Consider the following 23,588-nt stretch of genomic DNA (forward strand, 5'->3'; position numbering starts at 1 on the left):
CTGTCCAGGGCTCACAGGAGATGGGGCGCGAGACTGTACAGAGTCGACGGCGGGTTTTCCTTGGTCGGCTTCGTAGGGTCAATGCATGACCGTTGTGGACGAAACCCAGGGCGAGCCGACCGATGCCCGTGGGCGTGTGGCAGAGCTGCATGCCCTGCGCGAGGAGGCCCTGCGCGGCCCGAGTGACCGGGCTACCGAGGCCCAGCACGCCAAGGGCAAGCTGACCGCTCGTGAGCGCATCGAGTTGCTGCTCGACCCGGGCTCGTTCCAGGAGGTCGAGCAGCTGCGGCGCCACCGGGCGACCGGCTTCGGCCTGGAGAACAAGAGGCCGTACACCGACGGCGTCATCACCGGCTGGGGGACGGTCGAGGGCCGCACGGTCTTCGTCTACGCGCACGACTTCCGGATCTTCGGCGGCGCGCTGGGCGAGGCCCACGCCACGAAGATCCACAAGATCATGGACATGGCCATCGCGGCCGGTGCGCCGCTGGTGTCCCTCAACGACGGCGCGGGCGCCCGTATCCAGGAGGGCGTCTCCGCCCTCGCGGGCTACGGCGGCATCTTCCAGCGCAACACGCGCGCCTCGGGCGTCATCCCGCAGATCAGCGTGATGCTCGGCCCGTGCGCGGGCGGCGCGGCCTACAGCCCCGCCCTGACGGACTTCGTCTTCATGGTCCGCGAGACCTCGCAGATGTTCATCACCGGCCCGGACGTCGTCAAGGCGGTCACCGGTGAGGAGATCAGCCAGAACGGCCTCGGCGGCGCCGACGTGCACGCCGAGACGTCGGGCGTGGCGCACTTCGCGTACGACGACGAGGAGACCTGCATCGCGGAGGTCCGCTACCTCCTGTCGCTGCTGCCCTCCAACAACCGGGAGAACCCGCCCGCCCACCCCAGCGAGGACCCGGCCGACCGCCGCTCGGACGTCCTGCTGGACCTGGTCCCGGCGGACGGCAACCGGCCCTACGACATGGCCAAGGTGATCGAGGAGCTCGTCGACGACGGCGACTACCTGGAGATCCACGAGCGCTGGGCCCGCAACATCATCTGCGCGCTCGCCCGCCTCGACGGCCAGGTCGTCGGCATCGTCGCCAACCAGCCGCAGACGCTGGCGGGCGTACTGGACATCGAGGCGAGCGAGAAGGCCGCCCGGTTCGTCCAGATGTGCGATGCTTTCAATATCCCGATCATCACGCTGCTGGACGTGCCCGGCTTCCTGCCGGGCGTCGACCAGGAGCACGGCGGCATCATCCGCCACGGCGCGAAGCTGCTGTACGCGTACTGCAACGCCACCGTGCCGCGCATCTCGCTGATCCTCCGCAAGGCCTACGGCGGCGCGTACATCGTCATGGACAGCCAGTCCATCGGCGCCGACCTGACCTACGCCTGGCCGACGAACGAGATCGCCGTGATGGGCGCCGAGGGTGCCGCCAACGTCATCTTCCGCCGCCAGATCGCCGACGCCGAGGACCCGGAGGCCATGCGCGCCCGCATGGTCAAGGAGTACAAGTCCGAGCTGATGCACCCCTACTACGCCGCGGAGCGCGGCCTGGTCGACGACGTCATCGACCCGTCCGAGACCCGCTCCGTGCTCATCGCCGCCCTGGCGATGCTCCGCACGAAGCACGCCGACCTGCCGTCCCGCAAGCACGGCAACCCGCCCCAGTAACAGGAGCCCACGTGACCGACACCAACCTGCTCCGCGTCGAAAAGGGCCACGCCGGCCCCGAAGAGCTGGCGGCCATCACCGCGGTCCTCCTCGCCCGCGCCTCCGCCCGCCCGGCCGCCGCGCCGGCCCGCCGGGCCCGCTCCACCGCCGGCTGGCGCCGCCTGGAACGCCAGCCCGGCTTCCGCGCCCCGCACTCCTGGCAGCGCTGAAACCCCGAAGGGCCCCGCACCACCCCGGTGCGGGGCCCTTCGCCATCCCACCGGCCCGCAGTCGGCCACCGGCCGGGGTGCGGCCGTGCAGGGGCGTCCCCGCAGAGGTTGGCGGCGCCGTAACGGCTCCCTGTCGACGTAACCCAAGGCCGCCGGCCTCGTGGGGGTGCCCCCTCTGGGGGAGAGACGAGCCCGAAGGGGCCCCGCCCCACCCCCCCGGTGGTGGCCGCCGCTCGGGCACCGCCCCGGGGCGAACCGGGAAGAGGCACCGCCCCGGTCCCGTTGTGCCCACCCGTCCCGCCCTGCGGGACGACTGCCCACAACGGGGGGTGGCGGCGGGGCGGGGCCCTGCGGGACGACTGCCCACAACAGGGAGGGCGCCCTGCGGGGCGACTGTCCACAACGGGGGGGGCAGGGCTCCGGCGGCGCGGCCGCACGACGAAGGCCCGCACACCGTCACGGTGTGCGGGCCTCGTGCGTCGCGGGGGGGGGGCTACCGGAGGCGGGCCATCAGGGCGTGCTCGACGAGGGTGATGAGCGCGCTCTTGGCGTCGGCGCGGTGCCGGGCGTCGGTGGTGATGATCGGGGTGTCCGGGCCGATCTGGAGCGCCTCGCGGACCTCGTCCGGCGTGTACGGCTGGTGGCCGTCGAAGCCGTTGAGCGCGATGACGAACGGCAGGCCGCTGTTCTCGAAGTAGTCGACCGCGGGGAAGCAGTCGGCGAGACGGCGGGTGTCGACCAGGACGACGGCGCCGATGGCGCCGCGTACGAGGTCGTCCCACATGAACCAGAAACGGTCCTGTCCGGGCGTACCGAAGAGGTACAGGATCAGGTCCTGGTCCAGGGTGATGCGGCCGAAGTCCATGGCGACCGTGGTGGTCGTCTTGTCGCCGGTGTGGGTGAGGTCGTCGATGCCCGCGGACGCAGACGTCATGACGGCCTCGGTACGCAGCGGGTTGATCTCCGAGACGGCGCCGACGAACGTGGTCTTGCCCACGCCGAATCCGCCCGCCACCACGATCTTCGCGCTGGTGGTTGAGCGGGCTGCACCGCCGCTAGAGCTTGCGAAGTCCACTGAGCACCCTTTCGAGCAGTGTCACGTCTGGCTGGCCGCCGGCGGACTCGTCGCCGCCGGGCTGGTGGATGGCGACAAGTCCGGCCTCCGCCAGGTCGGCGACGAGGATCCGGGCAACGCCGAGGGGGATGGAGAGGAGTGCCGAGATCTCGGCGACCGACTTGATCTCGAAGCACAGCCGGCAGATCCGCTGGTGCTCGGGCAACTGCCCTTGCAGCCGTGACGGATCGGCCGTGGTGGACACCAGCGCCTCGATGGCGAGCTGGTACCGAGGCCTCGTCCGGCCGCCGGTCATGGCGTACGGACGGACCAGCGGATTATGGGTGTTGTTGCCCGACGTGGGCGCGGGCTCCGGACGACGCCGCTGCTGCACCGGCTGGATGCGCGGCGCCTGCGGCTGGACGTAACTGGGACCCGGCTGCGGCTGCTGGTAGGGCTGCTGCGGCTGCATGCCGCCCTGACCGCTCGGTGCGGAAGGGAAGTTGAAGCGGTTCTGGCCGTTCTCACCCTGCGACTGGTGCGCACCGTCATATGGGTGGTGTCCGCCTGGGGGTGTTGCCACTTTTCCTCCTCCGACTGCCGTTCACCGGTTCCATGTCCCTGTGGAGCCGCGCCACCGCACCCTATGGTGCGGTGGCGATAAACGCACGGTCTGTCTGCTAGTTGAGAAGACTTCCCTGGAGCTCGGCGCGGAGGTCCGGAGTGAGGACACTGCCCGCACGATCCACCAGCAGGGCCATCTCGTAGCCGACCAGACCGATGTCGGCGTCCGGGTGGGCGAGGACGGCCAGCGAGGAGCCGTCCGAGATCGACATGATGAAGAGGAAGCCGCGCTCCATCTCCACCACCGTCTGGTTGACCGCGCCGCCCTCGAAGATCCGGGACGCCCCCGCCGTCAGCGACGTCAGTCCCGACGCCACCGCCGCGAGCTGGTCGGCACGGTCACGGGGGAAACCCTCGGACATCGCCAGCAGGAGTCCGTCGGCGGAGACCACCACCGTGTGGGACACCCCGGGGGTGTTGTCCACGAAGTTGGTGATCAACCAGTTCAGATTCTGCGCCGCCTGGCTCATCGGGCTCACACTAACGCTCCTGGTTGTAGGTACTACCCGGGCCGAGGCCCGATCCGTTCGTGTCCGTTCCCGCGTTGCGTCCCTGCTGGACACCGCGCCGCAGGTTGCTCAACCTGCCACGCACGTCCTCCGGGGCGCGGGAGACCTGTGGGCCGCCCTGCGGGGTCTGCTCCGCCGTGCCCTCGACCAGGTTGGCCTTGGGTACGCGCCGCGGGAGCCCGGACGGGGTGACCCCGCCGGCCTTAGGCTCGCGGAGCTTCTCGGCCCGCTGCCAGCGCTCGTCGTTGGTCGAGCGCCAGTCCTCGGAACCGCTGTCCTCGCTGCTGTTCCGCGAGACCCGCTGGACCGGCTGCGTCTGGTCCGCCTGAGGAACCTGCTGCTGCTGCGGGGCCGGAGCCTGCTGCTGGCTGCCGCGGCGCGGCAGGCCGGCGTCGGTCAGCTCGTGACCGGCGCTGGGGGTGGGGCCCGAGGAGAAGCCTACGCGCTCACGGCCGTTCGTGGGAGCGCCCTGCGCAGATTCCGATTCCGTTCCGTACCCGGACTCGTAACCGCGCTCGTAGCCGCCCTGATCCGGCCACTCGCCCTGGTGGGGCTGGGCGTCGAACTGGCTGTCGTACTGCGGCTGCTGCGGCTCCTGAGCCGGAAAAGCGGATTCCGCATAGGACGGTTCAGCGTACTCGCCGGTCGCGTACTCGCCGCCGTACTGCTGCTGCTCGTAGCCGTCCTGGGCGTACGCGTCCGGCTGCTCGTACGGCTGCTGCTCGTACCGCTGCGGCTCGTACGGCTGCTGCTCGTACTGCTGGGGCTCGTACGGCTGCTGCTCGTAGCCGTACTGCTCCTGCTGCTGATCCTGCGCCACCTCGTCGCGGAACATGGGCCGTTCGCCCTCGGAGCCCTGGAGCTGCGCGCCCAGCGCCGCACGGCGCTCCTGGCGCATCCGGGAGCGGCCCACCGGGTCCAGCGTGGTGTCCCCGGCCGGGGACTGCTCGTACCGGGAGTCGTCGAAGCCGAGCTCCGCGGCCGTCCGCAGCGGGGCCGCCTCGAAGGCCTGCTGCTCCGGGATGATCTGGGAGACGGTGAAGTCGGACTCCGTCGCCGGGTCGCCACCGCCACCATGGGTGATCGCGTCCGGCAGCATGACCAGCGACGTCGTACCGGCCTGCTCGCCCGAGGGGCGCAGCTGGACGCGGATGCCGTGCCGGTCGGCGAGGCGGCCGACCACGAACAGGCCCATGCGCTGCGAGATCGCGGCGTCCACGGTCGGCGGGTTGGCCAGCTTGTGGTTGATGTCGGCGAAGTCCTCGGCGGTCAGGCCGATGCCCTTGTCGTGGATCTCGATCATGACCCGGCCGTCGGGCAGCCGGGTCGCGGTGACCCGGACCTTGGTCTGCGGCGAGGAGAACGTGGTGGCGTTCTCCAGCAGCTCCGCCAGCAGGTGCACGAGGTCGGTCACGGCCTGGCCGTGGATCTCCGACTCCGGTACGCCGGTGAGCTCGATGCGCTCGTACGACTCCACCTCCGAGGAGGCGGCGCGCAGCACGTCCACCAGCGGCACCGGCTGGTTCCAGCGGCGGCCGGGCTCCTCGCCCGCGAGGATGAGGAGGTTCTCGCCGTTGCGGCGCATACGGGTGGCCAGGTGGTCCAGCTTGAACAGGTTCTCCAACTGGTCCGGGTCGGCCTCGTTGTTCTCCAGCTCCGTGATCAGGGTCAGCTGGCCCTCGATCAGCGACTGATTGCGCTGCGACAGGTTCGTGAAGATCGCGTTGACGTTGCCCCGCAGCAGCGCCTGCTCGGCGGCGAGCCGGACGGCCTCGCGGTGCACCTGGTCGAAGGCGCGGGCGACCTCGCCGATCTCGTCCTGGGAGTCGATCGGGATCGGCTGTACGCGGGTGTCGACCCGGCCCGGGTCGGTACGGGAGAGCTGGTCGACCAGCATCGGCAGGCGCTGCTCGGCGATGTTGAAGGCGGCGGTGCGCAGCCGGCTCATCGAGGTGCTCATCTGGCGGGCCATCATCCCGGCCAGGATGAACGCGGCGAGCAGGGCGATCACGACGATGGCGCCGTTGACGATGGCGTCGGTCTTGGCGTCGCTGGAGATCTCGGCGGCCTCGTCCACGGCCTTGTTCACAAGATCCGTGCTCACCTCGCCGTAGCCGTCGAACTTGGACGTGGAGGCGCCCAGCCAGGTCTCCTTGCTGATGCCCTGGGCCTGGAGCTCCTCGATCGCGTCGGCGTCCTCGGCATTGCCGATCTTCTGCGCCATCGGCGCGAGGACCGAGCCGAACTCGTCCTTCTCCAGCGTGATGTTGGCGGCCTTGAGCCGCCGGTCACCCTCGGCGGCCCGGCGCTTCATGACCGCCGTGAGCTTGTCCACGTCCTCCTGGGTACCACCGGAGTTGTACTCGCCGAGGGCGATCTGCTCCAGGTAGTTGTACGAGTTGAACGCCTTGCTCTGCTGGGCGAACGTCGAGTCGTCCTTGCTCGGCCGGACCAGCAGGTGGGTGCCGATCGAGCGCTGCAGCGACTGGGCCGCCTGGGCGAGCTGAACGGCGTAGACCATACGGCCGTAGGAGGTGACGTTCCCGGTGCCGAGCCCGAGCTCGTTGGAGAACTCCATCAGGTAGTGCTGGACCTTGGTGTAACCCTCTTCGGTCTTCACCGGGTCCAGGGCCTTGGAGTAGGCGGCGTCGCGGAGCTTCTCGAGTGTCGGCTCCTCGTTGCGGAAGAGCTCCAGCCGGCGCTCCAGGCCCTGCCCGGAGGGCATGCCCTGGACAGCCTTGTCGAACTTCTCCTTGGCGGCGTCCGTCTTGGCGCGCGCCTCGGTGACCTTCGGGTGGTCCCGCTGGTTGCTGAGCAGCGGGACGGCGGTGAGGTCACGCTCGTTGAGCAGCGCCTGGCCGTAGTCCGAGGCGGCGCGGACGACCAGCGCCGTCTTCTCGGCGTCCTGCGCCTCCCGCCAGGTGTCGATCGACGTCTTGACCTGGAAGCCGCCCATGATGAGCCCGATGAGCACGGGTATGAGGAGGATGGCGTTCAGGCGGGTGGCCACGCGCCAGTTGCGCGGGGACAGCTTGCTGGAACTGCCCGGAGCACCGCTGCCGCCGGAGGCGGCCGATGGTGATCCGGGCGTATCGGCAGGCGGCACCGCTGTGCGTGCGGGCGGGGTGAAGTTGCCCCGCGCCTGCTGCTCTGCGGCGCTTTTCGTGCTTCGCCTCACTCGACCAACAACCTCTCGGCGCCGGCACCTATGTTGTGCCGTTTTTCTGTTCAGGGCCGTACTACTCGGGAGTTCGTCGCATTGCAGCACGTAAAGCGGCCGCGTTCCAAACCCCCCGATCGGGTCATCACCAGTGGTTCAGACCTCAGATAAAACGGGCATAAAGAGCGAGCCCCGCCAAAAGGCGGGGCTCATGTGAGCACAGTGGCACCATACGGATGCGTCTCGTGTCCGAGGCCCCGCAATTCTCTGTCGAAACGTTATGAAGCCCGGGGCCGACCGTGTCAAAGGACACACCCGGCCCCTGAGTGCCGCTACGACAACTGCCGTACGTCCACGTCTACTTGAGGCGCGCCATCAGGGCGTGCTCGACGAGCGTGATCAGCGCGCTCTTGGCGTCGGCGCGGTGCCGGGCGTCGGTGGTGATGATCGGGGTGTCCGGGCCGATCTGGAGCGCCTCACGCACCTCTTCCGGCGTGTACGGCTGGTGCCCCTCGAAGCCGTTGAGGGCCACGACGAAGGGCAGGCCGCTGTTCTCGAAGTAGTCGACCGCCGGGAAGCAGTCGGCCAGTCTTCTCGTGTCGACCAGGACGACGGCGCCGATGGCGCCGCGTACGAGGTCGTCCCACATGAACCAGAAACGGTCCTGGCCCGGCGTACCGAAGAGGTACAGGATCAGGTCCTGGTCCAGGGTGATGCGGCCGAAGTCCATGGCGACCGTGGTGGTCGTCTTGCCGCCGGTGTGGGTGAGGTCGTCGATGCCCGCCGAAGCGGACGTCATGACGGCCTCGGTACGCAGCGGGTTGATCTCGGAGACGGCGCCGACGAACGTGGTCTTGCCCACGCCGAATCCGCCCGCCACCACGATCTTGGCGGACGTGGTCGAGCGACCCCCTCCGGAACCGCCGCTAGAGCTTGCGAAGTCCACTGAGCACCCTTTCGAGCAGTGTCACATCCGGCGTGCCGCCGGCTTCTCCATTGCCCGGCTGGTGGATCGCCACCATGCCCGCCTCCGCCAGGTCGGCGACGAGGATCCGGGCGACGCCCAGCGGCATCGACAGCAGCGCCGACACCTCCGCCACCGACTTCACCTCACGGCACAGGTGGCAGATCCGCTGGTGCTCGGGAAGCAGGCTTCCCAGGTGGGCCGGGTCGGCCGTGGTGCTGACCAGCGCCTCGATGGCGAGCTGGTAGCGCGGCCTGGTCCGGCCGCCGGTCATGGCATAAGGCCGGACCAGCGGCTGGTCGCCTTCAACGCCGTACCCGGCGTCCGTGGGGACGCCGTACGGATCGTGAGAGGCGGGGGGCGGGGTCATTGATCCTCCAGTGACAGCAGGTGGTCTGCCTGTCGTCTGACTGGGCCGGTGGGGGGCCGGAGGGGGCGGCCGACGGTGAACAAGGCATGAGGGGGGACGGTACGGATTGGGGCGTACCGCCTCAGTGGAGCAGGCTGCCCTGCAGTTCCGCACGCAGGTCAGGGGTGAGGACGCTGCCCGCGCGGTCGACGAGCAGTGCCATCTCGTATCCGACGAGGCCGATGTCGGCATCCGGGTGCGCGAGCACGGCCAGTGAGGAACCGTCCGAGATGGACATCAGGAAGAGGAAGCCACGCTCCATCTCCACCACGGTCTGGGCGACGGCGCCGCCCTCGAAGATCCGGGACGCCCCCGCGGTCAGCGAGGTCAGACCGGACGCCACGGCCGCGAGCTGGTCGGCGCGGTCGCGGGGGAACCCTTCGGACATGGCCAGCAGGAGTCCGTCGGCTGAGACCACCACCGTGTGGGACACCCCGGGGGTGTTGTCCACGAAGTTGGTGATCAGCCAATTCAGGTTCTGGGCCGCTTGGCTCATCGGTCTCAACTAACGCTCCTGCTGGTGAGTGGGGCCGAGTTGGAAACTGCCCGTGGTGGAGCTGCCTGCCTGACGCCCCTGCTGGATGCCGCGGCGGAGGTTGGTCAGGCGGCCGCGTACGTCATCAGGCGCACGCGAGACCTGCGGACCGGACTGGTGGGTGGACTCCTGCGCGGTTCCCGGCACCAGGTTGGCGCGCGGGACCCGGCGGGGGAGGCCGGAGGTGGTGACGCCGCCTGCGGCGGGCTTGCGGACCCGCTCGGCCTGGCGTACCAGCTCGTCGTTGGGGGAGGTGCGCCACGACGCGGCCGCGTCGGAACCCTGGCCCGCGGCCTGGCCGGTGCCGCCCTGACCGGCGCCCTGGCCGTCGCGGCGCGGCGACGGTGCGGGTCGCTGCTGCGCGGGCCGGGTGGGCTGCGCGGGCTGCTGCGGTACGGCCGGGGTCGGCATGGTCTGGTCGTGGGCGGGGTACTGGCCGGCGCCGCCGTGCTGGGGCTGCTGCGCTTGCTGGGCCTGACCGTTCTGGTGGAACCAGTTGGTCTCCAGCGTGTCGTACAGCGGCGTAGGGCCGTCCCCGGCGCCGGGCGCCGGAGGCAGCGCCTCGGGTTGCGGGCGCCCGGCGTTGTAGTCGGGGCGGGCGAACTGCGCCGTGGATGCGGGGTCTTGGCGGCCCTGCCGGTCGGCCGACGGGCGGGCGTACTGCCCGGTGGCCGCCGGCTCGTCGTGGCCGCGCGGCACGTCGGCACCCCAGCTGGTGGTCTGCGGACGCTGCGGGCGCTGCGCCTGCGCGGGCGGCTGCGGGGACTGCTGCTGCGGGGCGGCGCCGGGGAGTTCGGCGCGCGGACCACCGGAGGGCGGCAGCTGCTGCGCGTTGTTGCGGGCGCCCTGGTCGGCGGGGCCGCTCTGCCAGACGTCCGAGCGCGTCGGGATGCCGTTGTCCCGCGTACCCCTGCCGCCTCCGGCGCCGCCGAAGGCACCCGCGACACCGGCGCCCTGCCGCTGCGGGTCCTGCGGCTGCTTCTGGGGCTGGTGGGGCTGCTGCGGCTGACCCGCCGGGCCCGCCTGGCCCGGACCCGACTGGCCCGGTCGGCCCTGGAAGCCCGGCCGACCGCCCTGAGGTCCGCCCTGGAGCCCGCCCTGCGGTCCACCAGGCCGTCCGGCCGCGTCGTCCCGGCCGGGCAGCGCGGCCCGAGGACCCGATCCGGCACCGACCTGGCCACGGGCACCGCCCGCACCCGTACCGGCACCGGCGCCCGCGCCGAGACCGTGCCGGCCCGCGGGCGCACCGCCCGGTCCGCCCGCACCGCCGGGGCCACCGGGGCCGCCGGAAAGGCCCGGGCGGCCGCCACCGGCCGCGCCCGGACCGCCGGGCAGCCGGCCGGCCGCGCCCGAGGGGCCCTGCGGCATCGCGCCCTGACCGCCCTGGCCACCCTGACCGCCCTGGCCACCCTGACCGGGCTTGCCGGGAAGCTTCTTGCCGCCCTGGGCGACATCCACCGGGAGCATGACCAGCGCGGTCGTACCGCCCGAGTCCGAGGGACGCAGCTGGATCCGGATGCCGTGCCGCAGGGACAGGCGGCCGACCACGAACAGACCCATGCGCCGGGAGACCGACACGTCCACGGTGGGCGGCGACGCGAGCCGCTCGTTGATCGCGGCGAGGTCCTCGGGGGACAGGCCGATACCGGTGTCGTGAATCTCGACGAGCACCCGCCCGTCGGGCAGCGCGTGACCGGTGACGCGCACCTTGGTCTGCGGCGAGGAGAACGACGTGGCGTTCTCCAGCAGCTCGGCGAGCAGGTGCACGAGGTCGTTGACGACGCGGCCCGCGACCTCGGTCGCCGGTACGGCGGCCAGTTCGATGCGCTCGTACTGCTCCACCTCGGAGGCCGCGGCGCGGAGCACGTCGACGAGCGGGACGGGCCGGGTCCACCGGCGTCCCGGCTCCTCACCCGCGAGAACGAGCAGGTTTTCGCCGTTACGGCGCATACGCGTGGCGAGGTGGTCCAGCTTGAACAGCGAGGAGAGCTGGTCCGGGTCGGCCTCGCGGGACTCCAGCTCGGAGATCAGCGACAGCTGGCGCTGGATGAGGCCCTGGGAACGGCGCGAGAGGTTGGTGAACATCGCGTTGACGTTGCCCCGCAGCAGGGCCTGCTCGGCGGCGAGGCGGACCGCCTCGCGGTGCACGTCGTCGAAGGCCGCGGCCACCTGGCCGATCTCGTCCCGGGAGTGCACACCGACCGACTCCACGGACGTGTCCACGTCCTGCGGGTCGGCCTCGGACAGCTGCTTGACCAGCTCGGGCAGCCGCTCCTGGGCGACCTTGGTCGCCGTGTCCTGGAGCCGCCGCAGCGACCGGATCATGGACCGGGCCACCACGAACGCGCCCACCAGCGAGACACCGAGGACGAGCAGGATCAGCGCACCGTTGATGATCGCGTCGCGCTGCTCCTCCTGGCGCAGGTCACGGGCCGTGCTCTCCATGTCGCCGAGAAGGGTGGCCTCGATGGAGTCCATCGCCTTCATCTTGGAGTCGTACGCGTCGGTCCAGTCCAGGTAACCGCGGGGCTTCTGCTGCTGCATCCCCTGGTCGGTGCGGAGCACCTGCTCGGCGTACTCGTCGGCCGTCTGGATGGAGGGGTTGTTCGAGCCGAGGGCCGAGAGCAGCTCCGTCGGGTCTCCGCCCGCCGAGCTGTAGATGGCCATGAACGAGTCCATGGCCTGCTCTTCCTTCTCGCGGGCGGCCACGCCGTACTCACGGTCGTTCGTGTCCAGCGAGCCCCGCTCCCGCTTGGTCGTCGGCAGGGCGGCGGCGATGATCGCGCGCTGGATGGAGGCGTACTCCTTGGCGGACGAGAACGCGGCCAGCGCGCGGGTCCGCTTGATCATCTCCGGGTTGCTGGTCGCCTGCGCCATGTCCTGGGAGAGGCTGAGCAGCGAGCTGATCAGACGGTTGTAGCGCTCGACCGTCTGGAAGTCCTGTGAACCGTCCTTGTACGCGCCCTCGCGGATGTGCCCGAGGGTGATCACCTGCTGGGCGATCTGCTCCACGTTGGAGCGGATGCTCTGCAGCGCCTCGTTGCCCTGGGTGTCGCCGATGGCCGCAGTGGCCTCGAGGAAGGCCGCCTGCGCCCGGTTGGCGTCCTCGCGCGGCTCGGTGACCTTGAGGTTGGTGACGGGGATGTTGTTGGAGAGGGGGCCGGCCGTCAGGTCGCGCTCGTCCTGGAGCGCCTGGGCGAGGTTGGTCGCCTCCTGGGTCAGCTTGGTGAGCAGCTGCATGTGATCCAGCTGCTCCATGTCGTTCATGGACTCGTTGATACGGATGCCGCCCAGGGTGGTCGCGGCGACCACGGGGAGGGCGAGCAGCGAGACCAGACGCGTGCTGATGCGCCAGTTGCGCAGGGCTATTCGCGAACCGGCGTCGGCGGGGCCACTGACCGCAGGCGAGGCCTTCGCGGCCTTCGCGGCCTTGCCGCCCTTCGCCGACGCGGCCTTGCCGGCCTTCGACGTGGCGTCGCCGCCCTGCCCGGCACCCGAACGTCCCGCACGGTCACCACCGCCGTCGCCGGCGGCCGCCGGTCCCGGGTTGTGGGTGTGCTGGGGCGAGGAGCCGCGGTCGGTCCCGCCGCGCGGCTCCTGCTCCGCCGCAGCTTCCCCTCGGCCCTGGCGGGCCTGGGGAGACCCGTTGCCATCCCTCTTGAAACGTCCCTGCACTAGCGTCGCAACCTCTGGACCAGGCGTCCCCCCGCGCGAACGGACAGGACGGTGTCGGCGTCGTGGAGCGCGAGCGCGCTCCAGTGGTGGTCGTGAGTGACCGGCGCAAATCCCCCTTCCTCACCGCCGCTCGGCGCTGTGTTGCGCCCCAGCGCGCCGGTCTGGAACCCGCGGCGGTGCGTGGAATTCCAGCACAGTGCCGGATCTCCAACAAGGCCGACGGGCCGCACCCGAGCGGGGGTCACACGGCGTGAGGGTCACATCACCGGCCGTAGAAACCGATCAGGGAGGAATCGGACTTTCGCGTACGAGTCGCTGGTGGGTCCGGTAGGGGTGGGGGGTGTCCCAGTCGCCATGATCAGCAGCGGAATGCAGCATTCAGGTACGCAATGTCCGATTCCCTCACCCTGTCCCGCCACCCGTAATGTCGGGATCATCCCCCAGTGCGTGAGCAAACTCACATATAGATCGTTGCCATCTACCGGCATTTGCGGGGAATCCCATGTTTAGCCTGACGCTTTACAAAGTGGAAGCTCTGTCAATCAAGCGCCCTGGCGGCGCCCGTACTCCGAGGTCTGAAACCACCGATGAAGACGACGATGACCATGCGCAGCATCGCCAACCCGCGCCGCACCACCCTGATGCACCTGGCCGACGCCGGTGAGCTCGACCAGGGCGTGCGGCCGGACCACTCGGTCGACCTCCCCGCCAGCACCGCCAACCCGCGCCGTACGACCCTGATGGACGCTCCCGTCCCGGCCGCACGCTCATAACGGCAGGTGGCGTGCGCCTCCCGCGTTAGCCTGGAGCGTCAGACTCCAGCCAGCGGAAGTAAGGGGCACGGCATCCCGTGCGCATCGCCAGGTTCTCCATCGACGGCAATGTCGCCTTCGGCGCGGTCGAGGGCGACAGCGCCCCCGGCGAAGAAGGCGCTCTCGTCCTCGACATCATCAAGGGTATTCCGTACGCCGACTTCGAACTCAGCGGGACCAAGGTCCCACTGAGCAAGGTCCGGCTGCTGCCGCCCGTCCTGCCCAACAAGGTCGTGGCCATCGGCCGCAACTACGCGGAGCACGCCGCGGAACTCGGCAACGAGGTCCCGGAGGTCCCCGTCGCCTTCTTCAAGCCCACCACCTCGGTGATCGGCTCCGGCGACGCCATCGAGTACCCCTCCTTCTCGAACGAGCTGCACCACGAGGCGGAGCTCGCCGTCGTGATCGGCCGCATGTGCCGCGAGGTCCCGCGCGAGCGCGTCAAGGACGTCGTCTTCGGCTACACCTGCGCCAACGACGTCACCGCCCGCGACGTCCAGAAGCGCGAGAAGCAGTGGGCCCGCGCCAAGGGCTTCGACACCGCCTGCCCGCTCGGCCCCTGGGTGGAGACCGACCTCGACCCCGCCGACGTCACGATCCAGTGCACCGTCAACGGAGAACAGCGCCAGCTGGGTCGTACGAGCGACATGATCCACTCCATCGAGGACCTGGTCGTCCACATCACCGAGGCCATGACGCTGCTCCCGGGCGACGTCATCCTCACCGGCACCCCGGCCGGGGTCGGACCGCTCAACGTCGGCGACGAGGTCGCCGTCACCATCGAAGGCATCGGCACTCTCACCAACAAGGTGATCAAGCGTGGCTAACGCGATCCGCGTACGTTTCTGTCCCTCGCCGACCGGCAACCCCCACGTGGGCCTGGTCCGCACCGCCCTGTTCAACTGGGCCTTCGCCCGCCACCACCAGGGCACCATGGTCTTCCGCATCGAGGACACCGACGCGGCCCGCGACTCGGAGGAGTCCTACCAGCAGCTCCTCGACTCGCTGCGCTGGCTCGGCCTCGACTGGGACGAGGGCCCGGAGGTCGGTGGCCCCCACGCCCCGTACCGCCAGTCGCAGCGCATGGACATCTACAAGGACGTCGCGGACAAGCTGCTCAGCGGCGGCTACGCGTACCGCTGCTACTGCACCGCCACCGAGCTCGACGAGCGCCGCGAGGCCGCCCGCGCCGCCGGCCGGCCGTCCGGCTACGACGGGAAGTGCCGCGACCTGACCGCCGAGCAGACGGCGGCGTACGAGGCCGAGGGCCGCGAGTCGATCGTCCGCTTCCGGATGCCCGACGAGCCGATCACCTTCACCGACCTGGTCCGCGGCGAGCTGACCTTCACCCCGGACAACGTCCCGGACTACGGCATCGTCCGCGCCAACGGCGCCCCCCTCTACACGCTCGTCAACCCCGTCGACGACGCGCTGATGGAGATCACCCACGTGCTGCGTGGCGAGGACCTGCTGTCCTCCACCCCGCGCCAGATCGCCCTCTACAAGGCGCTGATCGAGCTGGGCATCGCCAAGGGCATCCCCGCCTTCGGCCACCTGCCCTACGTCATGGGCGAGGGCAACAAGAAGCTCTCCAAGCGCGACCCGCAGGCCTCCCTGAACCTCTACCGGGAGCGCGGCTTCCTCCCCGAGGGCCTGCTGAACTACCTGTCCCTGCTCGGCTGGTCCTTCTCCGCCGACCAGGACGTCTTCACCATCCCCGAGATGATCGAGAAGTTCGACATCGCGGACGTCAACGCCAACCCGGCCCGCTTCGACCTGAAGAAGGCCGAGGCGATCAACGCCGACCACATCCGCATGCTGGACGTGAAGGCGTTCACCGCCGCCTGCGAGCCCTGGCTGAAGGCCCCGCACGCCCCCTGGGCGCCGGAGGACTTCGACCAGGCCGCCTGGGAGGCCATCGCGCCCCACGCCCAGACCCGCGTGACCGTCCTCTCCGACATCACCGCCAACGTCGACTTCCTGTTCCTGAAGGAGCCCGTCCAGGACGAGGCCTCCTGGCAGAAGGCCATGAAGGAGGGCTCCGACGCCCTGCTGCGCACGGCCCGCCAGAAGCTGTCGGACGCGGACTGGACCAGCCCCGAGTCGCTGAAGAACGCCGTCCTCGCCGCCGGCGAGGAGCACGGCCTCAAGCTCGGCAAGGCTCAGGCCCCGGTCCGCGTCGCGGTCACCGGCCGCACGGTCGGCCTGCCGCTCTTCGAGTCCCTGGAGATCCTGGGCAAGGACCGCACCCTGGCCCGCATCGACGCCGCGCTGGCGAAGCTCGCCGCGTAAGCCGCGTAAGCCGCGTAAGCCGCGTAAGTCGCACGTCCTCGGGAAGGGGCGGCCACCGGACACCCGGTGGCCGCCCCTTCCGGCGTTGTCAGACCCGCGCACTAGGCTCCGACGCGTCGCAGCCACCTGCTCACGCCCTGGGGGACCAGCACCATGCCCATGACCGCTCCCGACCTGACCCGGCACTTCACGCCGGGCCACTCCTTCCCGTACGAGTCGGGCGAGACCGGCACGGTTTCGGTGGCGGCCGGGGGCGAGCTGTGGCTCCCGAGCGGCCGTGTCGTGGCCTGCGACCCGTTCGTCTGCCTGGGCACCGGGGACACCGAGCCCTTCACCGCCGAGGTGACGCCGGGCCGGTACGCGGTGGAGGCGTCCGTCGTGACGATCACCGTGCCCGGCGAGCCGCCCTCCGACAGCCCCCACACGCGCGTGGCGGCCGCCCGCCTGGTGATCAAGGACACGCCCACCGAGACCTGGGAGCTCGCCCTGCAGCCCGGCCAGGACCTGGCGGAACTGGGCGACGACGAGTTCTTCGGCTACGGCGTGGACGCCGGCACCGGCTGCTTCTACGACGCGGCGTGCGACGGCTCCTTCCCCGCCTGCGAGGGCGACGAGGGGCCGCTGTGGGACGCCTTCGACACGACCGCCTGGTCCCCTGGCCCGCACGTGATCACCGACCCGGACACCGGCCATACCATCGCCGCCTTCACCTCGGGCTGGGGCGACGGCGCGTACCCCACCTGGGTGGGCCGGGACGCCTCCGGCGACGTCACCTGCTTCGTCACGGACTTCTTCGTCGTACCGCACGAGCCGGAGCAGGCCGCCGCGTAGGCTCGGATCATGCCGATCCGCGCCGTCCTGTGGGACATCGATGACACGATCTTCGACTACGCGAGCGCCGACCGCGCCGGCATGCTGTGCCATCTGCGGGCCGAGGGCCTGGTGGACGGGTACGAGTCCGTCGACCAGGCCCTCACCCGGTGGAAGGAGCTCACCACCCTCCACTGGCGGCGCTTCGAGGCCGGTGGCGTCGGGTTCGATGAGCAGCGGCGCGACCGGGTGCGGGACTTCCTGGGGGCCGACCTGAGCGACGCGGAGGCGGACGCCTGGTTCGACCGGTACATGAGGCACTACGAGGCCGCCTGGGAGCTCTTCCCGGACACCCTGCCCGTACTGGAGCTCCTGGCGGCCGACTACCGCCACGCCGTGCTGTCGAACTCCTCGATCCACAACCAGGACCGCAAGCTGCGCGTACTGGGCGTACGGGACCGTTTCGAGGCACTGCTGTGCGCGGCCGAGCTGGGCGTGGCCAAGCCCGCCCCCGCGGCCTTCCACGCCGCCTGTGACGCCCTGCGGCTGTGCCCGGCGGAGGTCGCGTACGTCGGTGACCACCCGGACATCGACGCCCGGGGGGCCGTCGAGGCCGGGCTCACCGGCATCTGGCTGGACCGGACGGGGATCGGCGGGAGACCCGAGCTCACCAGGATCACCGGCCTGGACCAGCTGCCCCCGCTGCTGCGCGGCGATACCCGTTTTGGAGCCCCGGACTCCTTCGGGTAATGTTCTTTCTGCGCCAAGGGGAGCGGGCCGAAAGGGCCGGATCCCGGAAGCGTAACCCGAACAAAATCCCCAGCGGGGGTTGCGTTTTGGTGGCCTATGGTGTAATTGGCAGCACGACTGATTCTGGTTCAGTTAGTCTAGGTTCGAGTCCTGGTAGGCCAGCTCGCAGAGCTCATCTGCATCGCGGATCTCATCCGCAAAGCCCCCGTTGTGTAGCGGCCTAGCACGCTGCCCTCTCAAGGCAGTAGCGCCGGTTCGAATCCGGTCGGGGGTACAGATCCTTCCCGCGAGGTCGTCTGGGTAGCTCCCATGTCCTCGATGCAGGATCGCTAGGGCCCCCGTTGTGTAGCGGCCTAGCACGCCGCCCTCTCAAGGCGGTAGCGCCGGTTCGAATCCGGTCGGGGGTACTGGTCTAAACCACCATGGGCTATGGTGTAATTGGCAGCACGAGTGATTCTGGTTCATTTAGTCTAGGTTCGAGTCCTGGTAGCCCAGCGCGTCAATCAGGATGCACGCCCCCGTTGTGTAGCGGCCTAGCACGCCGCCCTCTCAAGGCGGTAGCGCCGGTTCGAATCCGGTCGGGGGTACGTACAGGAGAAGCCCTCCCCAGCAGGGGAGGGCTTCTTTGTGTTCCAGGGCAGGGACGAGGGAGATGAGACAACTCCGGCCCACCGCTGCGGCGTTGAAGCGGTGAGCCGGGAGTCGGCAGCAGGGACGGACGGTCAGCCGGAGCGGCGCAGCGCGTCGGACAGGCGGGCGGCGGCGTCGATGACCGCCTGGGCGTGCATCCGGCCCGGGTGGCGGGTCAGGCGCTCGATCGGCCCCGAGACCGACACGGCGGCCACCACGCGGTTCGACGGGCCGCGTACGGGCGCGGAGACCGACGCCACGCCCGGCTCGCGCTCGCCGATCGACTGGGCCCAGCCGCGGCGCCGTACGCCCGACAGGGCCGTCGCCGTGAAGCGGGCGCCCTGCAGGCCACGGTGCAGCCGCTCCGGCTCCTCCCAGGCCATGAGGATCTGGGCCGAGGAGCCGGCCTTCATGGTGAGCGTGGAGCCGACCGGCACGGTGTCCCGCAGTCCGGACAGCCGCTCCGCCGCGGCGACGCAGATGCGCATGTCGCCCTGGCGCCGGTAGAGCTGCGCGCTCTCCCCGGTCACGTCACGCAGATGAGTCAGTACCGGTCCGGCCGTGGCCAGCAGGCGGTCCTCACCGGCCGCGGCGGCGAGCTCCGCCAGCCGCGGGCCCAGGATGAACCGGCCCTGCATGTCCCTCGCCACCATCCGGTGGTGTTCCAGTGCCACGGCAAGGCGATGTGCCGTGGGTCGTGCGAGCCCTGTCGCCGCGACCAGCCCGGCGAGGGTGGCCGGACCGGACTCCAGGGCGCTCAATACCAGAGCTGCCTTGTCGAGAACGCCGACGCCGCTAGAGTTGTCCATGCAACGATATTCACGTCTCACTCTGTGAAACGCAAGTTCAATTTCTCCAGGAACTTGCCACCCTGTACGTACGACCCGACGACCACCGGGTCCGATGTCGACGTCCGACACGTGGAACGTGGGTTCACGGGCGTGGGCCCACTGATCTCTAGAGGTGCCGGCACACCACGCCGGCCGGAGGGAAAGCGATGGGTAGGACTCTCGCGGAGAAGGTCTGGGACGACCATGTCGTCCGGCGCGCCGAAGGCGAGCCCGACCTCCTCTTCATCGATCTGCACCTGCTGCACGAGGTGACCAGCCCCCAGGCCTTCGACGGCCTGCGCAAGAGCGGCCGGCAGGTGCGGCGCCTCGACCTCACCATCGCTACCGAGGACCACAACACCCCCACCCTCGACATCGACAAGCCGATCGCCGACCCGGTCTCCCGGGTCCAGCTGGAGACGCTGCGCAAGAACTGCGCCGACTTCGGCGTCCGCCTGCACCCGCTGGGCGACGTCGAGCAGGGCGTCGTCCACGTCGTGGGACCGCAGCTGGGCCTGACCCAGCCGGGCACCACCGTGGTCTGCGGCGACTCGCACACCTCCACGCACGGCGCCTTCGGCGCGCTCGCCTTCGGTATCGGCACCTCCCAGGTCGAGCACGTCCTGGCCACCCAGACGCTGCCCATGGCCCGCCCCAAGACCATGGCGATCACGGTCGACGGCGAGCTGCCCGAGGACGTCACCGCCAAGGACCTGATCCTGGCGATCATCGCGAAGATCGGCACCGGCGGCGGTCAGGGATACGTCCTGGAGTACCGCGGCTCCGCCATCGAGAAACTCTCGATGGAAGCCCGCATGACCATCTGCAACATGTCGATCGAGGCCGGCGCCCGCGCGGGCATGATCGCCCCGGACGAGACCACCTTCGCCTACCTCAAGGGCCGCGCCCACGCGCCCGAGGGCGAGGACTGGGACGCGGCGGTCGCCTACTGGAAGACCCTGAAGACGGACGAGGACGCGGTCTTCGACGCCGAGGTCGTCATCGACGCCGCCGAGCTGGCCCCCTTCGTCACCTGGGGCACCAACCCCGGCCAGGGAGCGCCGCTTTCGGCGTCCGTCCCCGACCCGGCTTCGTACGAAGACGCTTCGGAGCGCCTGGCCGCCGAGAACGCCCTGAAGTACATGGGGTTGACCGCCGGACAGCCGCTGCGCGACATCAAGGTCGACACCGTCTTCGTAGGCTCCTGCACCAATGGCCGCATCGAGGACCTGCGCAACGCCGCCGCCATCCTGGACGGCCGCAAAGTCGCCGACGGCGTACGGATGCTGGTCGTCCCCGGCTCGGTCCGGGTCGCCCTCCAGGCCGTCGAGGAGGGCCTGGACAAGGTCTTCAAGGAGGCCGGGGCCGAATGGCGGCACGCGGGCTGCTCGATGTGCCTGGGCATGAACCCCGACCAACTCGCGCCCGGCGAGCGTTCCGCGTCCACCTCCAACCGCAACTTCGAGGGCAGGCAGGGCAAGGGCGGCCGCACCCACCTGGTGTCTCCGCAGGTCGCCGCCGCCACCGCGGTACTGGGCCACCTGGCCTCCCCCGCCGACCTGTCCGAAGCCCCCGCGACCGCCGGAGTCTGAGCAACCATGGAAGCTTTCACCACCCACACCGGCCGGGCCGTCCCGCTGCGCCGCAGCAATGTCGACACCGACCAGATCATCCCGGCGCACTGGCTGAAGAAGGTCACTCGCGACGGCTTCGAGGACGGCCTGTTCGAGGCCTGGCGCAAGGACCCCGAGTTCGTCCTCAACCGCCCCGAGCGGCAGGGCGCCACGGTCCTGGTCGCCGGCCCCGACTTCGGCACCGGCTCCTCGCGCGAGCACGCCGTATGGGCGCTGCAGAACTACGGCTTCAAGGCCGTCATCTCCTCCCGCTTCGCCGACATCTTCCGTGGCAACTCGCTGAAGAACGGCCTGCTCACCGTGGTCCTCGACCAGAAGACCGTGGACGCGCTGTGGGAGCTGACCGAGGCCGACCCGCAGGCGGAGGTCACCGTCGACCTCGAGGCGCGTGAGGTGCGCGCCGAGGGCATCACCGCTGCCTTCGAACTCGACGAGAACGCCCGCTGGCGGCTGCTGAACGGCCTGGACGACATCAGCATCACGCTGCAGAACGAGGCGGACATCGCGGCGTACGAGGCAAAGCGCCCCTCGCACAAGCCGCGCACCCTGGAGGTCTGAGCCTCCCGCCAGCCCCACGCGTCACCATCCGGTGCCCCCGGCCGATCCACGGCCGGGGGCACCGTCGTATGCGCGCGCTCAACTCCGCCGCGCGAACCGTGGAGACGATGGCCGAAAGTGGCCTTGTCTGTCATCGTGAGAGGCACCCGAGGGGCCATCCGGCTGACGCCGTTCCCGCGCCCTGGTACACCCCTCCCGGAGCATGCCGAGGGGGTGGTGGAGTGCCCGAACTCCGTGATGGCGCACGGTATTTGCGGCCCGGAGGGCCGCCGGCCGGTGAGGCCGTACGCAGGTCCCGAAACGCCGCCACAGCAGGCCAGTTACCCCCTACGGAGGCGACAACTCGCCCCAGATGGCACAATCGGTGCATGGAACGCGACAGCCAACTCGAGCTCTATCAGGCCGTCGCGGCCCGGCTGAAAGAAGCGCACACCCGAGTGCGTGAACTGCAAGTCCCGGAGGGCGTAAGGATGACGCTGTCCCGGAAGCTGTTGGCCATCACGGCCGTGGCGAAGCACGACCTCGCGGGCGCGGCAAGGCGGCTGGACCGGTTGATGGAGGACGTCGACGAAGGCCGATTCCCTGAAGGGGACTGACACTCGAACTCCGCGGCGGCCGACTTCGTTGCGGCACTAGGGTGATTAGCCCGTTTCGTGTTTGATTTGCGGTATATATCTGCCTAACGTGCGAAAAAGCTTGAACACTTTCGTTCCGGCAATGTCTCCGAAGGGGAAGACGTGAACAAGGCGCAGCTCGTAGAAGCGATTGCCGACAAGATGGGCGGCCGTCAGCAGGCCGCCGATGCTGTCGACGCGGTACTCGACGCGATCGTCCGTGCCGTTGTGGGAGGTGACCGGGTCTCGGTCACCGGCTTCGGCTCGTTCGAGAAGGTCGACCGTCCGGCCCGTTACGCCCGCAACCCGCAGACCGGTGAGCGCGTGCGGGTCAAGAAGACCTCCGTTCCGCGCTTCCGTGCCGGTCAGGGCTTCAAGGACCTGGTCAGCGGCTCGAAGAAGCTCCCCAAGGGCGGCGAGGTCGCCGTCAAGAAGGCGCCCAAGGGCAGCCTTTCGGGCCCGCCGCCCACCATCGCCAAGGCAGCCGGCAAGAAGGCGGCCGCCAAGAAGACCACCGCGGCGGCGGCGAAGAAGACCGCCGCGAAGAAGGCCACCCCGGCGAAGAAGACCACCACCGCGGCGGCCAAGAAGACCACCGCCAAGAAGGCCACCCCGGCCAAGAAGACCACGGCGAAGAAGGCCACTCCGGCCAAGACCACCGCGGCCGCCAAGAAGACCACCGCCAAGAAGACCGCGCCGGCGAAGAAGGCCACGGCGAAGAAGGCGCCCGCCAAGAAGACGACGGCGCGCAAGACCACCGCCAAGAAGACCGCCTCGCGCAGCAAGTAAGCGGCACGAGGCCCCAGGGCCGCTCACACGCCGGGCCGGGCTCCCCGAGAGGGAGCCCGGCCCGCGGTGCGTGGGGGACCGGAGGGTCAGAACGTCTGGAGCGTCACCAGCGTGATCCGCAGGGTCTCGCCCTGCCCCTCCGTCTCGATCCGCACCCGCTGTCCCGGCCGCAGCAGCCGCAGCCCGCCCGCGTCGAAGGCCGCGGTGGGGAAGTCCACCGGGGTGCCGTCGTCGAGCAGCACACTCCCGCTGCGGGATTCGGGGTCGTACGTGTACGCGGTCGCCTGCATGAACGGCAGCTTATCCGCCCGCCCCGCCCGCCGCGCGGGCGTCCACCGCCCACCGCTCCGCCGTGCGCGGCCCCACGCCCAGCCCCAGCGCGGCCAGCAGATCGTCGGCCGTGTCCACGTCCTGTCGTACGGAGCGGACGCCGTCCAGCAGGATTTCCACCGCACCCGACAACAAATGCCGACGCCGGGACTCCCCGCCGAAAGCCGGGCGCAATTCCACTCCGGGCCCCGCCGACAGCAATGTCGTACCGATTTCGGCGGCATCCGGCAGAAAAGCGCGCGGGAATTCCGAGGCGACGGCCAGCACCCGCGACAGTTCCGCCGGCCGAAGTGCCGGGAGATCGGCGTTCAGGGTCGCCACCGGCGCGCCGGGGCGCCGCGCGCGCACCGTCCGCGCCCCGTACGCCAGTGCGGCATTCAGGCCCGCGGCCGGGGCGTCCGGAACGATCCGCGCCCCCAGGGCACCGAGCGTGAGCGCCGCCACCGGATCGTCCGTGACGACGGACACATCCCGCACCGCCGGGCAGGCCAGCGCCGCCGCCACCGTGTCCTGCGCGAAAGCCAGCGCCAGCCGTGGCCGCACCAGCGGACCGGCGGCGCCGGCGAGCCTGCTCTTGGCCCGTACAAGAGGCTTCAGCGGGACGACCAGGGACCAGGAGCCGGTCGGGTCGGCGTTCGTGGCGGCTCTCCTTCCTCGGGGCCGCCCTTCGGCAGGCCGTGCGCGTCGGGGCCCATTGTGGCGCGGGCCCGGCGCGACCGGGGGCGCCGGTG

22 protein-coding genes and 5 tRNA genes are annotated in these 23,588 nt (G+C 70.3%); 16 read left to right on the top strand and 11 right to left on the bottom strand.

Annotated features, from left to right (window positions below; all coding sequences use genetic code 11):
- Positions 1 to 85: 85 nt before the first annotated feature.
- Both AMK26_RS12250 and AMK26_RS12255 read left to right on the top strand, forming a co-directional pair.
- Positions 86 to 1,669, top strand: coding sequence for an acyl-CoA carboxylase subunit beta (locus AMK26_RS12250; protein WP_073754539.1), 1,584 nt, complete (start codon positions 86 to 88; stop codon positions 1,667 to 1,669).
- Positions 1,670 to 1,680: 11 nt separating this feature from the next.
- Positions 1,681 to 1,878 (top strand): acyl-CoA carboxylase subunit epsilon, encoded by a 198-nt coding sequence (locus AMK26_RS12255; RefSeq protein WP_073754540.1) that lies wholly within the window; start codon positions 1,681 to 1,683, stop codon positions 1,876 to 1,878.
- A gap of 493 nt (positions 1,879 to 2,371) precedes the next feature.
- On the opposite strand, the gene AMK26_RS12260 is transcribed toward AMK26_RS12255, so the two are convergent.
- The 8 genes from AMK26_RS12260 to AMK26_RS12295 form a co-directional block, all read right to left on the bottom strand.
- Complete coding sequence (locus AMK26_RS12260) at positions 2,372 to 2,953, bottom strand: GTP-binding protein (protein WP_069978110.1); 582 nt, start codon at positions 2,951 to 2,953, stop codon at positions 2,372 to 2,374.
- A complete protein-coding gene (locus AMK26_RS12265) occupies positions 2,934 to 3,515 on the bottom strand; it encodes a DUF742 domain-containing protein (RefSeq protein WP_073754541.1) in 582 nt (193 codons plus the stop codon). The genes AMK26_RS12260 and AMK26_RS12265 overlap by 20 nt, the downstream gene beginning before the upstream one ends.
- 97 nt (positions 3,516 to 3,612) lie before the next feature.
- Positions 3,613 to 4,026, bottom strand: coding sequence for a roadblock/LC7 domain-containing protein (locus AMK26_RS12270; protein WP_006127847.1), 414 nt, complete (start codon positions 4,024 to 4,026; stop codon positions 3,613 to 3,615).
- 10 nt (positions 4,027 to 4,036) lie between these two features.
- Positions 4,037 to 7,243 (bottom strand): sensor histidine kinase, encoded by a 3,207-nt coding sequence (locus AMK26_RS12275; protein WP_073754542.1) that lies wholly within the window; start codon positions 7,241 to 7,243, stop codon positions 4,037 to 4,039.
- A gap of 340 nt (positions 7,244 to 7,583) precedes the next feature.
- Complete coding sequence (locus AMK26_RS12280) at positions 7,584 to 8,171, bottom strand: GTP-binding protein (RefSeq protein ID WP_073754543.1); 588 nt, start codon at positions 8,169 to 8,171, stop codon at positions 7,584 to 7,586.
- Complete coding sequence (locus AMK26_RS12285) at positions 8,152 to 8,559, bottom strand: DUF742 domain-containing protein (protein ID WP_064070345.1); 408 nt, start codon at positions 8,557 to 8,559, stop codon at positions 8,152 to 8,154. The genes AMK26_RS12280 and AMK26_RS12285 overlap by 20 nt, the downstream gene beginning before the upstream one ends.
- A gap of 121 nt (positions 8,560 to 8,680) precedes the next feature.
- Positions 8,681 to 9,094, bottom strand: coding sequence for a roadblock/LC7 domain-containing protein (locus tag AMK26_RS12290; protein WP_064070344.1), 414 nt, complete (start codon positions 9,092 to 9,094; stop codon positions 8,681 to 8,683).
- Between the two features lie 9 nt (positions 9,095 to 9,103).
- On the bottom strand, positions 9,104 to 12,808 hold the full coding sequence (locus AMK26_RS12295; protein ID WP_073754544.1) for a sensor histidine kinase: 3,705 nt from the start codon (positions 12,806 to 12,808) through the stop codon (positions 9,104 to 9,106).
- A 587-nt stretch (positions 12,809 to 13,395) separates the two neighbouring features.
- Between AMK26_RS12295 and AMK26_RS12300 the strand changes: the two genes are divergently transcribed.
- The 10 genes from AMK26_RS12300 to AMK26_RS12345 all read left to right on the top strand — a co-directional run bounded on the left by AMK26_RS12300 (position 13,396) and on the right by AMK26_RS12345 (position 18,059).
- Complete coding sequence (locus AMK26_RS12300; RefSeq protein ID WP_073754545.1) at positions 13,396 to 13,581, top strand: hypothetical protein; 186 nt, start codon at positions 13,396 to 13,398, stop codon at positions 13,579 to 13,581.
- 77 nt (positions 13,582 to 13,658) lie between these two features.
- Entirely contained in the window at positions 13,659 to 14,447 is a 789-nt protein-coding gene (locus AMK26_RS12305; RefSeq protein WP_073754546.1) for a fumarylacetoacetate hydrolase family protein, read from the top strand.
- A complete protein-coding gene (gene gltX / locus AMK26_RS12310; RefSeq protein ID WP_073754547.1) occupies positions 14,440 to 15,912 on the top strand; it encodes a glutamate--tRNA ligase in 1,473 nt (490 codons plus the stop codon). Before AMK26_RS12305 ends, gltX begins: the two co-directional genes overlap by 8 nt.
- 153 nt (positions 15,913 to 16,065) lie before the next feature.
- Positions 16,066 to 16,743, top strand: coding sequence for a DUF4241 domain-containing protein (locus AMK26_RS12315; protein WP_073754548.1), 678 nt, complete (start codon positions 16,066 to 16,068; stop codon positions 16,741 to 16,743).
- 9 nt (positions 16,744 to 16,752) lie between these two features.
- Complete coding sequence (locus AMK26_RS12320) at positions 16,753 to 17,472, top strand: HAD family hydrolase (RefSeq protein WP_073754549.1); 720 nt, start codon at positions 16,753 to 16,755, stop codon at positions 17,470 to 17,472.
- A gap of 90 nt (positions 17,473 to 17,562) precedes the next feature.
- Positions 17,563 to 17,634, top strand: a tRNA-Gln gene (locus AMK26_RS12325).
- A 39-nt stretch (positions 17,635 to 17,673) separates the two neighbouring features.
- Positions 17,674 to 17,746, top strand: a tRNA-Glu gene (locus tag AMK26_RS12330).
- A gap of 60 nt (positions 17,747 to 17,806) precedes the next feature.
- A tRNA-Glu gene (locus AMK26_RS12335) sits at positions 17,807 to 17,879 on the top strand.
- Positions 17,880 to 17,895: 16 nt separating this feature from the next.
- Positions 17,896 to 17,967, top strand: a tRNA-Gln gene (locus AMK26_RS12340).
- 19 nt (positions 17,968 to 17,986) lie between these two features.
- A tRNA-Glu gene (locus tag AMK26_RS12345) sits at positions 17,987 to 18,059 on the top strand.
- Positions 18,060 to 18,194: 135 nt separating this feature from the next.
- On the opposite strand, the gene ndgR is transcribed toward AMK26_RS12345, so the two are convergent.
- A complete protein-coding gene (gene ndgR, locus AMK26_RS12350) occupies positions 18,195 to 18,911 on the bottom strand; it encodes an IclR family transcriptional regulator NdgR (protein WP_017947593.1) in 717 nt (238 codons plus the stop codon).
- Between the two features lie 188 nt (positions 18,912 to 19,099).
- On the opposite strand from ndgR, the gene leuC reads away from it, so the two are divergent.
- From leuC to AMK26_RS12370, 4 genes are all read left to right on the top strand, one after another.
- Positions 19,100 to 20,524 carry a 3-isopropylmalate dehydratase large subunit gene (gene leuC, locus AMK26_RS12355; protein ID WP_073754550.1) on the top strand — a complete coding sequence of 475 codons (1,425 nt, stop codon included), beginning with the start codon at positions 19,100 to 19,102 and terminating at the stop codon, positions 20,522 to 20,524.
- A gap of 6 nt (positions 20,525 to 20,530) precedes the next feature.
- Positions 20,531 to 21,124 carry a 3-isopropylmalate dehydratase small subunit gene (gene leuD / locus AMK26_RS12360; protein ID WP_073754551.1) on the top strand — a complete coding sequence of 198 codons (594 nt, stop codon included), beginning with the start codon at positions 20,531 to 20,533 and terminating at the stop codon, positions 21,122 to 21,124.
- Positions 21,125 to 21,492: 368 nt separating this feature from the next.
- Positions 21,493 to 21,720 carry a hypothetical protein gene (locus AMK26_RS12365; RefSeq protein WP_073754552.1) on the top strand — a complete coding sequence of 76 codons (228 nt, stop codon included), beginning with the start codon at positions 21,493 to 21,495 and terminating at the stop codon, positions 21,718 to 21,720.
- Positions 21,721 to 21,861: 141 nt separating this feature from the next.
- Positions 21,862 to 22,527, top strand: a complete 666-nt coding sequence (locus AMK26_RS12370; RefSeq protein WP_073754553.1) for an HU family DNA-binding protein — start codon at positions 21,862 to 21,864, stop codon at positions 22,525 to 22,527.
- Positions 22,528 to 22,613: 86 nt separating this feature from the next.
- Here AMK26_RS12370 and AMK26_RS37685 read toward each other — a convergent pair whose 3' ends face one another.
- Positions 22,614 to 22,817: a hypothetical protein gene (locus AMK26_RS37685; RefSeq protein ID WP_241837864.1), complete on the bottom strand. Its 204-nt coding sequence runs from the start codon at positions 22,815 to 22,817 to the stop codon at positions 22,614 to 22,616.
- Between the two features lie 10 nt (positions 22,818 to 22,827).
- Positions 22,828 to 23,466 carry a 2-phospho-L-lactate guanylyltransferase gene (gene cofC, locus AMK26_RS12375; RefSeq protein WP_241837883.1) on the bottom strand — a complete coding sequence of 213 codons (639 nt, stop codon included), beginning with the start codon at positions 23,464 to 23,466 and terminating at the stop codon, positions 22,828 to 22,830.
- Between the last annotated feature and the right edge of the window lie 122 nt (positions 23,467 to 23,588).

Origin of the sequence: Streptomyces sp. CB03234 (genome assembly GCF_001905885.1) — a bacterium.
Taxonomy (GTDB): Bacteria; Actinomycetota; Actinomycetes; order Streptomycetales; family Streptomycetaceae; genus Streptomyces.